This is a genomic window from Protaetiibacter larvae, from assembly GCF_008365275.1.
Taxonomy (GTDB): Bacteria; Actinomycetota; Actinomycetes; order Actinomycetales; family Microbacteriaceae; genus Homoserinibacter; species Homoserinibacter larvae.
The window spans coordinates 940,919-953,138 of the sequence record NZ_CP043504.1 but is presented as its reverse complement, the minus strand read 5'-3'; the positions used below and the strand labels follow the sequence as shown (position 1 = coordinate 953,138).

13 protein-coding genes are annotated in these 12,220 nt (G+C 71.1%); 8 read left to right on the top strand and 5 right to left on the bottom strand.

Going from position 1 to position 12,220, the window contains the following annotated elements; translation table 11 throughout:
* Positions 1–39 precede the first annotated feature (39 nt).
* Together FLP23_RS04440 and FLP23_RS04435 are read right to left on the bottom strand one after the other, a co-directional pair.
* On the bottom strand, positions 40–1,338 hold the full coding sequence (locus FLP23_RS04440; RefSeq protein ID WP_149324750.1) for an extracellular solute-binding protein: 1,299 nt from the start codon (positions 1,336–1,338) through the stop codon (positions 40–42).
* Positions 1,339–1,406: 68 nt separating this feature from the next.
* Positions 1,407–2,570, bottom strand: a complete 1,164-nt coding sequence (locus FLP23_RS04435; protein WP_149324749.1) for an ROK family transcriptional regulator — start codon at positions 2,568–2,570, stop codon at positions 1,407–1,409.
* 139 nt (positions 2,571–2,709) lie between these two features.
* Here FLP23_RS04435 and FLP23_RS04430 point away from each other — a divergent pair, with 139 nt between their 5' ends.
* From FLP23_RS04430 to FLP23_RS04410, 5 genes are all read left to right on the top strand, one after another.
* Entirely contained in the window at positions 2,710–3,147 is a 438-nt protein-coding gene (locus FLP23_RS04430) for a hypothetical protein (protein ID WP_149324748.1), read from the top strand.
* Positions 3,144–4,004, top strand: coding sequence for an FAD:protein FMN transferase (locus FLP23_RS04425; RefSeq protein WP_342780020.1), 861 nt, complete (start codon positions 3,144–3,146; stop codon positions 4,002–4,004). The genes FLP23_RS04430 and FLP23_RS04425 overlap by 4 nt, the downstream gene beginning before the upstream one ends.
* Positions 4,001–5,506 (top strand): ferredoxin--NADP reductase, encoded by a 1,506-nt coding sequence (locus FLP23_RS04420; RefSeq protein WP_168200374.1) that lies wholly within the window; start codon positions 4,001–4,003, stop codon positions 5,504–5,506. Before FLP23_RS04425 ends, FLP23_RS04420 begins: the two co-directional genes overlap by 4 nt.
* A 102-nt stretch (positions 5,507–5,608) precedes the next feature.
* Positions 5,609–6,031, top strand: coding sequence for an Hsp20/alpha crystallin family protein (locus tag FLP23_RS04415; RefSeq protein ID WP_149324745.1), 423 nt, complete (start codon positions 5,609–5,611; stop codon positions 6,029–6,031).
* A gap of 59 nt (positions 6,032–6,090) precedes the next feature.
* Positions 6,091–6,663 (top strand): YdeI/OmpD-associated family protein, encoded by a 573-nt coding sequence (locus FLP23_RS04410; protein ID WP_210413951.1) that lies wholly within the window; start codon positions 6,091–6,093, stop codon positions 6,661–6,663.
* On the opposite strand, the gene FLP23_RS04405 is transcribed toward FLP23_RS04410, so the two are convergent.
* The 3 genes from FLP23_RS04405 to FLP23_RS04395 all read right to left on the bottom strand — a co-directional run bounded on the left by FLP23_RS04405 (position 6,657) and on the right by FLP23_RS04395 (position 10,742).
* Positions 6,657–7,631: a malate dehydrogenase gene (locus FLP23_RS04405; protein WP_149324743.1), complete on the bottom strand. Its 975-nt coding sequence runs from the start codon at positions 7,629–7,631 to the stop codon at positions 6,657–6,659. The two genes, FLP23_RS04410 and FLP23_RS04405, sit on opposite strands and share 7 nt — an antisense overlap.
* Before the next feature lie 37 nt (positions 7,632–7,668).
* Positions 7,669–9,411 carry a choice-of-anchor Q domain-containing protein gene (locus FLP23_RS04400; RefSeq protein WP_149324742.1) on the bottom strand — a complete coding sequence of 581 codons (1,743 nt, stop codon included), beginning with the start codon at positions 9,409–9,411 and terminating at the stop codon, positions 7,669–7,671.
* A gap of 113 nt (positions 9,412–9,524) precedes the next feature.
* Entirely contained in the window at positions 9,525–10,742 is a 1,218-nt protein-coding gene (locus FLP23_RS04395) for an NADP-dependent isocitrate dehydrogenase (RefSeq protein ID WP_149324741.1), read from the bottom strand.
* A gap of 109 nt (positions 10,743–10,851) precedes the next feature.
* Between FLP23_RS04395 and FLP23_RS04390 the strand changes: the two genes are divergently transcribed.
* The 3 genes from FLP23_RS04390 to FLP23_RS04380 all read left to right on the top strand — a co-directional run bounded on the left by FLP23_RS04390 (position 10,852) and on the right by FLP23_RS04380 (position 12,193).
* Positions 10,852–11,304 (top strand): GNAT family N-acetyltransferase, encoded by a 453-nt coding sequence (locus FLP23_RS04390; RefSeq protein ID WP_149324740.1) that lies wholly within the window; start codon positions 10,852–10,854, stop codon positions 11,302–11,304.
* A gap of 15 nt (positions 11,305–11,319) precedes the next feature.
* Positions 11,320–11,652 (top strand): MGMT family protein, encoded by a 333-nt coding sequence (locus tag FLP23_RS04385; protein ID WP_149324739.1) that lies wholly within the window; start codon positions 11,320–11,322, stop codon positions 11,650–11,652.
* Between the two features lie 64 nt (positions 11,653–11,716).
* Positions 11,717–12,193 carry a hypothetical protein gene (locus FLP23_RS04380; RefSeq protein WP_149324738.1) on the top strand — a complete coding sequence of 159 codons (477 nt, stop codon included), beginning with the start codon at positions 11,717–11,719 and terminating at the stop codon, positions 12,191–12,193.
* Positions 12,194–12,220: the final 27 nt, after the last annotated feature.

Sequence of the window (12,220 nt, the reverse complement as noted above, 5' to 3'; positions counted from 1 at the left end):
AGCGGCAGCGTGCGCTGCCCGACCGGCGTGGAGAGGGGATCAACCGTTGATGAGCTCGTCGATCTTGGCGTCGTACTCGGCCGCGAGCGCCTTGATGTCGCCACCGCCGTTCACCTTGCCGAAGAACTCCTCGAGCAGACCCGAGCCCTCGACCGCGGCCCAGCCGGGCGCCGCGGGGGTGAGCTTCGAACCGAGGGCGGAATCGATGAGGGCCTTCGCGAACTGGTCGTCACCGAGCGAGGAGACGAAGTCCGAGTTGGCCGGCCCGAGGCCGTTCTGGCCGAGCAGGGTCTGGTAGCCCTCGCTGAAGATGATCTTCAGCAGCGCGCGGGCGCCGGCCTGGTTCTTCGAGGCCGCCGAGATCGCGAGGTTGGAGCCGCCGGCGAACACCGGGGCGACACCGCCGTCGACGCCGGGCAGCACGTAGGTGCCGAACACGTCGTCGTTCCAGGTGGCGACCGTCTTGGTGTCGTCCTTGGGGTCCGGGGTGAGGTCACCGATCGACCAGTGCGCCCATCCGGGAGCGATGATCGTGGCGGACTCGGGGGCAGCGGCACCCGGCTGGGTGTTGATGTTGACCCACGGGGTGCTGTCGGCCTCGGTCACCGGGGCGTTCGACGCCGTGGTGAAGAGCTCCTGCAGCGCCTCGAGACCCTTGATGGTGTTGGGGTCGGAGAGGCTGGAGGACCACGTGCCGCCGTCCTCCTTCGCGAGCTCTCCGCCGTTGGCGAAGATCCAGGAGATGCCGTTGCGCCAGTCCTGGCCGCCGATGTAGAAGCCCGAGAGGGCGTCGGAGTGCAGGGTCTGGGCGACCTCGGTGAGCTGCGGCAGGGTGGTCGGAACCTCCACGCCGGCGGCCGAGTACAGGTCCTTGCGGTAGAACACGTAGCGCGAACCGAAGTAGTAGGGCAGCGCGAAGTTCTTGCCGTCGACCTTGCCGACGTCGACGAAGGACTGCAGCAGCTTGTCGCCGCCGAGCTCCGGGACGAGGTCGGTGATGTCGCTGAAGGCGCCCACCGTGGTGAAGGTCGGCGACCAGGTGTTCCCGATCTCCGTCACGTCGGGAGTATTGTCGGCGTCAGGCAGTGCCGTGGTGAGCTTCGCGAGAGCGTCGCCCCAGCCCTGCTCCTCGATAGTGAGGGTGCCCCCGGTCGCCTTGTTGTACTCAGTCTTCAGGTAGTCCCGCAGAGCCTCCGGGGTGTCACCTCCCATCACCCAGAACGTGATGTCCTGACCCTTGGCGTCCTCCGTGCTCGGCGCCTCAGGCGTGGTCGAGCATCCGGCGAGGACGACGAGCGCAGCGGTCGCAGCCGCGACTGCTCCGAACTTTCGCTTCATTCGTGCTTCCTTCTTCTTTGAACTGCGGAACCGCCGGGCGGCGACACCGCTGGTGCAGGGTTTCGGCGTCAAGAGACCCCGAGTTGTCCCGACAGGACCATGGCGGCGGCGCCGCGCATGACGATGTCCTGACCGAGGTCGGACATCCGCACCGTCAGATCGCCGTGGAACTCGGCCATCGTGCGGGCGCGGAAGGTCTCGATGGCCGACTCGGTGAGAGGACCGTCGAGGAGGTCGACGGGGCCGCTGATGACGACCTCGTCGAGATTGAGGGCGCCGACGACCGGCGCGAGGGAGATGCCGAGGCGCTCGCCCGCGCGACGCAGCACGGCGTCGCGCGCGGCGTCGTCGGCAGCGGCGGCGAGGCCGGCCTGCAGGCGAGGGATGGCGAGCCAGGTCTCGAGGCAGCCGCGCTTGCCGCACACGCATTCGGCGCCGCCGTCGGTGCCGACCACGACGTGACCGAGCTCGCCGGCCGCGAAGCGGCTGCCGACGAGGGGGGTGCCGCCGATGATGAGACCGGCACCCACGCCGAGGCCGACGCGGATGAGCATGAAGTCGCCGGTGGCCCCGCCGAAGCTGTGCTCGGCGAGGGCGGCGGCGTTGGCGTCGTTCGCGACGAGCACCGGGAAGCCGGTCGCGGCGAAGACGGTCTCCTGGAGGCGCTCGTCGACCCAGCCGAGGTTGGGGGCGGAGAGCACGGTGCCCGCGAGGTCGACGATGCCGGGCGAGCCGATCCCGATGCCGAGGATCGGCAGGTCGGCTGCGGCGACGAGGTCACGGGCGAGTCCGATCACGGTGGCGCGCGCCTCGGGCCCCGTGGCGCCGTCGGTCGCGGCCTCCATCCGGGTCACGAGTCGGCCGTCGAGGTCGAGGACGGCGCCGCGGAACACGCCCGTGTCGGAGAGGTCGATGCCGATGATCTGGTGCCCGGTGCGGTTGATGTCGAGCAGGATGGCGGGCTTGCCGGGTCGCGCTTCGTCGCGCTGCCCGGTTTCGACCACGAGCCCGTCGCCGATGAGCTCGGCGACGAGGTCGGAGATGGTGACGCGCGTGAGTCCCGTCTCGCGCGCCAGGTCGGCGCGGCTGAGCAGGCCGCCGCTGTAGAGGGTCTGCAGCACGAGCGAGCGATTGTGTCCGCGTGCGTGCTCCGGCAGCACCTTGGCACTCGGGCGCAGGGCCCGGCCGGCGAAGATGCCGGAGGTGGTGGTGCTCGCTTCCGTTGCGGACATGTTTGTTAGTAAAGCGTACGAACAAAAGTCATGCAAGGTTTGATCGGACGGTTTACAAACTCGTAACGTGGACCGGATCGCTCGATGAATCCGCATGAACTGCCAGCGACAACCAAGGAAGCGCTGGCATCCTGATCTCATGACGCCCTCGCCCCGCGCCACCGGCCCCTCCGTCGCCACCCTGCTCGGTGCCGTCGGCGCCGTCGGACTCGGCGCCGTCGCCCTCACCGGCTGCGCCATGCCGGGCGGCGAGTCCGCCCAGGCCGACACCTCGGCGCACTACACCGACGGCAGCTACACGGCCACCGGCAGCTATGTCTCCCCCGCCGGCACGCAGTCGGTCGAGGTCGAGGTGACCCTCGCCGACGACATCGTCACCGCCGTGACGGTCACGCCCGAGGCCGACGACCCGCAGGCCAAGGGCTTCCAGGAGAAGTTCGCGGGCGGCATCGCCGACGTCGTCGTCGGGAAGGACATCGACACCCTCGACGTGTCGCGCGTCGCCGGGTCGTCGCTCACGAGCGGTGGCTTCAACCAGGCGCTCGACGCGATCAAGGCCGAGGCGCTCGCGCCCTGATCGCCGACCCGCTCCCGGCCGCCTGGCGCTTCGACGCGCTCGGGACGCCGTGGCGCGTCGACACCGAGGAACCTCTGCCACCCGCTGTGCGCGCCCAGGTCGCCCGACGCATCGAACGCTTCGACCGCGACTGGTCGCGCTACCGCGACGACTCCCTCGTCGCCCAGATCGCCCGCGCCCCCGGCCGGCACCTGCTGCCCTCGGACGCCGCCCCGCTGCTCGGGCTGTACGCCGAGCTGTACGCCGCGACCGGCGGCCGGGTCTCGCCGCTCGTCGGCGGGGCGCTCGGCGCCACCGGGTTCGGGCCCCGGCTCGCGAGCGTGCCCGATGCGATCCCGCGGTGGGAGGACGCTCTCGCGTGGGATGGCGAGCACCTCGACACCGCCACCCCCGTCCTGCTCGACGTCGGCGCGGCGGGCAAAGGCTACCTCGTCGACCTCGTGCACGGGCTGCTGACGGACGCCGGGATCGCGCGCCACGTCGTCGACGGCTCGGGCGACCTGCGCATCCGGGACGTGTCGATGCGGATCGCACTCGAGCATCCCGGCGATGCGAGCCGCGCGATCGGCGTGGCGGAGCTGCGCGAGGGCGCGCTCTCGGCGAGCGCCGGCAACCGGAGGCGCCTCGCCGACGGGCGCCACCACATCCTCGACGCCGTCACGGGCCTGCCCGCGCACGACGTCGTGGCCAGTTGGGCGGTCGCCGACGACGACCTCACGGCCGACGGCGCCGCCACAGCGCTGTTCTTCGACGTCGACCCCGACTGGCTCGAGCGTCGGGGAGTCGAATGGGTCAGGATGCTGTCCGACGGCACGCTGCAGGCGAGCCCCGGCTTCCCCGGAGAGGTGTTCACATGATCGCCCGGCTCGATCGGCTGCTCGGCCGGGTCAGCATGTACCTGCTCGTCGTCGGGGTGCTCGGCACGCTCAGCGTCGTCGCGCTCGTGCTCGCGCTGACCGGCGTGCTGTTCCTCGACCCGCTCGCGATCCTCGTGAGCGCCGTCGTGCTCAGCGCGGCCTCGTTGCTCGCCAACCAGGCGCTCGGGCTGCTGTTCCGCGTCCGGCCGTCCACCGCCTCCGGCGTCATCACCGCCCAGCTGCTGCTGTTCGTGCTCGAGCCCACCCTCGACCCGGCGGGACTCGTCGGCCTCGCCCTGGCCGCCGCCGTCGCCGCCGCGTCGAAATACCTCATCGCCTGGCGCGGACGGCACCTCGTCAACCCCGCGGCCGCAGGCGCACTCGTGGCCGGACTCGCCGGACTCGCGTTCTCGTCGTGGTGGATCGGGACGCTGCCGATGCTGCCGTTCGTCGCGGTCGGCGCGCTGCTCATCCTGTGGCGGACGCGGCGGCTCGGAATGGGACTGGGCTACCTCGTGGTGGGCACCGTCATCTCCACGACCGTGTTCGCGGTGAACGGCCTCGCCGTTCCGGGAGCGCTCGTCACGGTGCTGGGCTCGACGCCGCTCGTGTTCGTGGCGGGCTTCATGCTGAGCGAGCCGCTCACCCTCCCGCCGCGTCGATGGCAGCGGATGGCGTACGCCGTCATCGTGGCCGTGCTGTCGACCGTGCCGTACGCGATCGGAACCCTGCGCACGACCCCCGAGTTCGCGCTCGTGGTGGGCGGGGCGCTCGCCTTCCTCGTGGGCCAGCGGCGGGCGGTGCGGCTCGAACTGGTCGAGAAGCGGCAGCTGACCGCGACGGCGTGGGAGTTCCGGTTCCGTCCGGCCGCCCCGGTGCGCTTCGCGGCGGGGCAGTACCTCGAGCTGACGCTCCCGCATGCGCGCCCGGACCGCGGCGGCATCCGGCGGGTGTTCTCGATCGCCTCGGCGCCCGGCGAGGCCGAGCTCGCGCTCGGGGTGCGCATCCGCGCGCAGGCGTCGAGCTTCAAGCGCGCCCTGCTCGCCCTCGAGCCGGGCGGTCGGCTGCGCGCGACCGGGGTGTGGGGCGATTTCGTGCTGCCGCGCTCCGCGAGCACCCGATTCGCCTTCGTGGCGGCGGGCATCGGCATCACCCCGTTCGTGTCGCAGTTGCGCGCGCTCGCCGATGCCGGTCGGGCCGCGGATGCCGAGCTGCTGTACGCGGTGCGCGCGGCCTCCGAGCTCGCCTACCGCGACGAGCTCGCCGCGACCGGGTGCCGGGTGAGCGTGCTCTCCCCCGACGACCCCGGCGCGCTGCCCGATGGGTGGACGTGGCTCGGCTCCGACGCGCTCAGCGCGGAGCTCGTCCATGAGGCGATCCCCGATGCCGCCGCCCGCACCGTGTATCTCTCGGGCGCCCCGTCCGATGTCGCCCGGCTGCGCCGCGCCCTCCGTGCGTCGGGCATCCGCCGCATCCGCACCGACGTCTTCCTGGGCTACTGAATCCATCCGCGCAGGGACTTGGCACTCGGGGAATGAGAGTGCTAAAACGGATGTTGAGAAAGTTGAGTCGAACCGACTCACGTTGAGTTAGGGAGGTATCCGATGACCATGTTCTTCGACCCGTTCCGTGAGCTCGACCGTGTCGCCAGCCAGCTGCTCGACAGCCGCCAGGGTCCGCGCCTGATGCCGATGGACCTCTACCGCGACGGCGACCACTACGTGCTGAACGCCGACCTGCCCGGCATCGACCCGGGCAGCGTCGACATCGACGTCGACGGTCAGCTGCTCACGATCCGCGCCGAACGCACCGCGCGCGGCGCCGACGGCGTCACGTGGATCACCCGCGAGCGCAGCGGCGGCTCCTACCTGCGCCAGCTGAACCTCGGCCAGGGCGTCGACACCGCGGGCATCTCGGCGAGCTACGACAACGGCGTGCTCACCGTCGTGATCCCGGTCAGCGAGCAGGCCAAGCCGCGCAAGATCGAGGTCCAGAGCACCGCGGCCCCCGCGGCCGTGGAGGCCTGACCGCGCATCGCCGATACGGTCCCCGGACGCATGTCGTCCGGGGACCGTATCGTGTGGGCATGTCGTCGTTCGCCGAGAAGCCCATCCTCGAGCTGGTGACCGCGGCCGAATGGGAGGCGTTCCTCGAGAACGATCCGCCCGCCGACGGGGTGCGGCTCAAGATCGTCAAGAAGGGCACGACGCTGCCGGGCATCACCCGCCAGGACGCGCTCGACGTCGCCCTGTGCTTCGGCTGGATCGACGGGCAGGCGGGGTCCTTCGACGAGCACTTCAGCCTGCAGGCCTACACGCCGCGCCGCGCCCGCAGCCCCTGGTCGCAGATCAACCAGGATCACGTCGCGCGCCTCATCGCCGAGGGGCGGATGCGGCCGGCCGGGCAGGCCGAGATCGACCGCGCGAAGGCCGATGGCCGCTGGGATGCCGCCTACCGCCAGAAGGACGCCCCGGTGCCCCCGGAGCTGCAGGCCCTGCTCGATGCGAGCCCCGCGGCATCCGCCTTCTTCGCCACGCTGACCGCGCAGAACCGCTGGGCGGTCATCTTCCGCCTGCAGCAGGCCGTGCGCCCCGAGACTCGCGAGCGCCGCGCCCGCCAGTTCCTCGAGATGCTGGAGCGCGGCGAGACCTTCTACTGAGGAAGCAGGCCGAGGGCGCGCACCGCGTCGCGCTCCGCCTCGAGTTCGACCACCGTGGCCGCGAGCCCCGCACGAACGGCGGGCGGCAGCTCCAGGCCTTCGACGACGCGCCAGGCGCCATCCGCGCCGGTCACGGGGAACGAGCACACGAGCCCCTCGGGCACCCCGTACTCGCCGCGGCTCGGCAGCGCCGCCGACACCCAGTCGCCGGGGGCGGTGTCCTCGACCCAGTCGCGCATGTGATCGATGGCCGCGGATGCCGCGCTCGCGGCGGAGGAGGCCCCGCGCGCCGCGATGATGGCCGCGCCGCGGTTCACGACCGTCGGCACGAACTCCTCGGCGACCCAGGCGTCGTCGAGCGCGATCGGCTCCCCGTCGAGCAGCAGCTGCGAGGGGTCGGGCACCTGGGTGGAGGAGTGGTTGCCCCAGATCGTCATGCGGGAGAGCCGGTCGACGCCCACGTCGAGTCGCGTCGCGAGCTGCGCCAGCCCGCGATTGTGGTCGAGCCGGGTCATCGCGGTGAACCGCTCGGCGGGCACATCGGGCGCGTGCGCGGCGGCGATGAGCGCGTTCGTGTTGGCCGGGTTGCCCACCACGAGCACCCGGACGTCGTCGGAGGCGTGGTCGTTGATGGCGCGCCCCTGCGGTCCGAAGATCCCCGCGTTGGCGGTCAGCAGGTCCGCGCGTTCCATGCCCGCGGTGCGCGGGCGTGCACCGACCAGCAGCGCCAGCTGGGCTCCCTCGAATGCCGCGTCCGCGTCGTCGAAGACGTCGACGCTCTCCAGCAGGGGGAACGCCGCATCCGCGAGCTCCATCGCCGTGCCCTCCGCGGCGCCGACCGCCTGCGGCACCTCGAGCAGTCGCAGCCGCACGGGCACCTCGCCGAGCATCGCGCCCGAGGCGATCCGGAACAGCAGGGCGTAGCCGATCTGCCCGGCGGCGCCGGTGACGGTGACGGTCGCGGTCATGCCTCCACGTTACGCGGCTGCGCGCACGCGGGGCCGGTCAGCTCCGACGCGTGCGCAGACGCGTGCGCAGTCGCGTGCCGAGCAGCACCCCGCCCGCGGCGAGCAACACGAGACCGGCGGCGAGCAGCGTGCCCGTCTCGGCCGCACCGGAGTCGGCGAGCTCGGGCGCAGCAGCCCCGATGACCGTCCAGCCGGCCGTCGCGGAGCTCGGATCGGTGGCGCCGAGCGCGTCGACGGCGCGCACACGGAAGGTGTGCGCTCCCGACGCGAGCGCGCCGAGGGTCGTCGGCGAGGTGCACGGCGTGTAGGCGGCCGCGTCGAGGGCGCACTCGAAGCTCAGGGTGCCGGAACCGCCGGATCCGGTGAACGCGAGGGTCGCGGATGTCTCGGAGGTGGAGGCGGCCGGAGCGGAGCCCAGCGCGGTGTCGGGCGCGGCGCTCAGCTCGACGGCACCGACGTCGCAGACGGAACGCGCGACCTGCCGTTGATCGACGGCGCCGCACAGCGAACCGGTGTCGACCACGGGACTGCCCGGCAGCGGGACGCGCGTGCGGGTCGGCCCGCCGTACGAGCCGATCTCCCGCAGCTGCGGATCGAGGGGCGCACTCACCGTGCCGGCCCGGTTGTTCGCGACCCCGTCGACGATCCCCGCTCCCGCGACGCCCACGTAGTTGTACGAGCCGCTGATGGTGCCGACCAGGTCGCCCCCGGTGTTCTGGGCGACGATCGAGTTCTGCACGGTGACCAGCCCCAGACCCCCGATGACGCCGCCGCCGGTCGGGCCGACGTTGCCGGTGACCGTCGAGCTCGAGAGCATCAGCTCGGTCCACGAGTTGGCGGCCACCACGACGGCACCACCCGCGGTGGCGCTGCGGTTGTCGGTGATGGTCGTGTCGGTGATCGTGAGCATCCCGTGGCTGGTGTCCGGCACGTAGATGCCGGCGGCCCCGCCGCCCGCATTGCTGTGGATCGTCGACTGCTCGATCGTCATCGCCTGCGGTCCGTCGTAGCTGAGCCACAGTGCGCCGCCGGTGTCCGCGACGTTGTTGTTGACGGTGCTGCGCTGCATCTGGAACAGGCCGGCCGTGGAGAACACCCCGCCACCGGCCTCGTCGGCGTAGTTGTCGTGGACGACCGTGTCGAGCAGCACGAGGTCGCCCTGGATGTTCGCGATGCCGCCACCGTTGCCGGCACGGCTCCATTCGACGACGACACGGGTGAGCTGCGTGGTCGACCCGAATCCGGTCAGCAGGGCACCGCCAGCGTCGTTGCTCGGCACGCGGCCGTAGCTGAGCGTCACGTCGTCGAGCGCGAAGGCGAAGGCGTTGCGGTTGTAGACGTCGAACAGCCGGTCGTTCTCGTCGCCGTCGATGATCGTCCGGTCGCTGCCCGCGCCGACGATGCTGAGCCCGTCTCCGGCGGCACCGCTGTCCCAGACGTCGAGGTCGCCCGACGCGGCGTAGTCCTCGCCGGAGGCGCCAGTGAGCACGTAGGTCCCTGCCGGCAGGCTGATCACGTCCGGACCGGCGGCGTTGTTGGCCGCGCAGACGGCCTCACGCAGACTCACGAGGCCGCCGGTGCCCGGCAGCGTCGCGAGGGTGGCGCCCGCGCATCCGCCTGCCGTGTCGACCACATCCGCGGTCGTGGTGACCGTGAAGCTCGCCGCGCGGGCGGGCTGCGGAGCCACGAGCAGCCCCGCGGTGGCGAGGCTCACCCCGAGGGCGAGGGCGGTGAGGGCGAAGAGTGCGGGGCGAAGGTTGCGGCTCGGGGCGTGCGGCATCGTCGTTTCTCGGGTCGGGAGCATTCCTCCCATCCTGGCGGAAACGCAGAAGGCGCCGTCCCCCGCGATCGGGGGACGGCGCCTCGCGCAGTGGCCGTGAACGACCCTCGCCGCTAGGCGAGCCGCGCCGACAGGTTCTCGTCGAGGGTCGCGAGGAAGTCCTCGGTGGTCTGCCACTCCTGCTCGGGGCCGACCAGCAGCGCCAGGTCCTTCGTCATCTTGCCCGACTCGACCGTCTTGATGACCACGTCCTCGAGGGTCTCGGCGAAGTCGATGAGGGCCTGGTTGCCGTCGAGCTTGCCGCGGTGGATGAGGCCGCGCGTCCAGGCGTAGATCGACGCGATCGGGTTGGTCGAGGTGGGCTTGCCCGCCTGGTGCTGACGGTAGTGCCGGGTGACGGTGCCGTGCGCCGCCTCCGCCTCGACGACCTTGCCGTCGGGGGTGGTGAGCACCGAGGTCATGAGACCGAGCGAGCCGAAGCCCTGCGCCACGGTGTCGGACTGCACGTCGCCGTCGTAGTTCTTGCACGCCCAGACGTAGCCGCCCTCCCACTTGAGCGCCGAGGCGACCATGTCGTCGATGAGGCGGTGCTCGTAGGTGATGCCGGCGGCCTCGAACTGCTCCTTGTACTCGGTGTCGAACACCTCCTGGAACAGGTCCTTGAAGCGCCCGTCGTAGGCCTTGAGGATGGTGTTCTTGGTGGAGAGGTACACGGGGTAGTTGCGCGAGAGACCGTAGTTGAGGCTCGCGCGGGCGAAGTCGCGGATCGACTCGTCCTGGTTGTACATGGCCATCGCGACGCCGCCCGCGGGCGCCTGGTAGACCTCGAAGCTCTGCGCCTCGCTGCCATCGGCGGGCGTGAAGCTGATCGACAGGGTGCCGGCACCCTCGAACACGAAGTCGGTCGCGCGGTACTGGTCGCCGAAGGCGTGACGGCCGATCACGATCGGCTTGTTCCAGCCGGGCACGAGGCGCGGGATGTTGGAGATCACGATCGGCTCGCGGAAGATCACGCCGCCGAGGATGTTGCGGATCGTGCCGTTGGGGCTCTTCCACATCTTCTTGAGCCCGAACTCGGCCACGCGCGCCTCGTCGGGGGTGATGGTGGCGCACTTCACGCCCACGCCGTGCTTCTGGATGGCGTGGGCCGCGTCGATCGTGACCTGATCGTCGGTCGCGTCACGGTTCTCGATGCCGAGGTCGTAGTACTCGAGCGTGATGTCGAGGTAGGGGTGGATGAGGCGGTCCTTGATGAACTGCCAGATGATGCGGGTCATCTCGTCGCCGTCGAGCTCGACGACCGTTCCCTCGACCTTGATCTTCTCGACCACGTGCTGCTTCCTTTCACCGATGCGCCGCGGACCAGCCTACCGCGCGCCGGAGTTATCTCGACATCGAGATACCTGTGCGCGCGCGGGCCTGTCGGGTTAGCCTGTCCGAATGGCGGAGCTGAGACTGGAAGAACTGACGGCGCAGACCATCGTCGCGGCCCGCAACCTCGCCCTCAAGCCGGGCCAGGCGGCCTTCATCGCCCCCGAGACCTACGTGCACTCGGAGCAGAACCTCGATCCCGCCGGCTCGTGGCCGCGCGTCATCCTCGACGGCGACCACCTCGTCGGCTACGTCATGGGCACCTTCGACCCCGACGCCACCGAGGAGTTCCTCCAGGCCGCGCTCTGGCGCGTCCACGTCGAGGCGGACGCCCAGGGCAGCGGTGTCGGCCGCTTCGCCGTGCAGGCACTCGCCGACGAGGCGCGCCGCCGCGGCTTCCATCGCCTCACCGTCGTGTGGGCGTCGGGCGCCGCCGGCCCCGAGGAGTTCTTCAAGGCGGTCGGCTTCGTCCGCGTCGGCGAGACCCCCTACGGCGAGAACCTCGGCGCCCTCGAGCTGTAGCCGGAGAGCATCCGGATGCCGCAGCCGAACGAGGACTTCGTGACCGCGGTCCTCGAGGTGGTGGCTGCGATCCCGGAAGGCCGGGCGATGAGCTACGGCGACGTGGCCGCGGCGATCGGTTCGCGCGCCGCCCGAGGCGTGGGACAGGTGATGTCCTTTTACGGCGGCGAGGTTCCGTGGTGGCGGGTGGTGCGCGCCTCCGGGCACCCGGCCCCCGGGCACGAGATCCGCGCACTCCAGCACTACCGCGCCGAGGGCACCCCGCTGTCGTGGTCGCGAGACGGACAGGTGTTCCGAGTGGACCTCGCCCGCGCGCGCCACTGGCCGGAGTTCGAGCCGACCGACTGAGGCAGGGTTTCCCCCCGAATGGGCGCGTTCGCAAAGGGCGGCGCGGCAGGTACCCTCTCGTGACATGACCCGTACCGATGACTTGATGGTCGCAATGCAGCGCCATCTGCGCGGCACCGCCTTCACCTTCGCCCGCACGCCCAAGGGGTTCGACATCGACCTCGATCTCGCCAACCCGCAGTGGTGGGGCGTGCTCAAGGAGACGCGGCTGTCGGCGACGTCCGGATTCCAGATCCACACCGACGAGATCGACTCGAAGTTCACGATCATCGAGCTCCCGCGCCACATCGAGTGGGGCGGCGACGACGCACCGCACTTCGTGGCCGCCGGTGCCGCGCCGAAGCAGAGCGGACGCGACGAGGTCGACCTGCGGGTCAGCGCCGAGCCGATCCGCCGCTTGGTGCGTCGCGAGTCGGAGGGGCTCGGCTTCCGCGAGGCGATCGACCGCAGGAAGCTCTACACGATGCTCGGGGTCGCGCTCGGCGGTGTGATCGCCGTCACGATCGCGATCGTGCTGATCCTCTCGGCCACGAGCGGCTGATCTCGAGACGCGTCGCTGCGCGGCGCT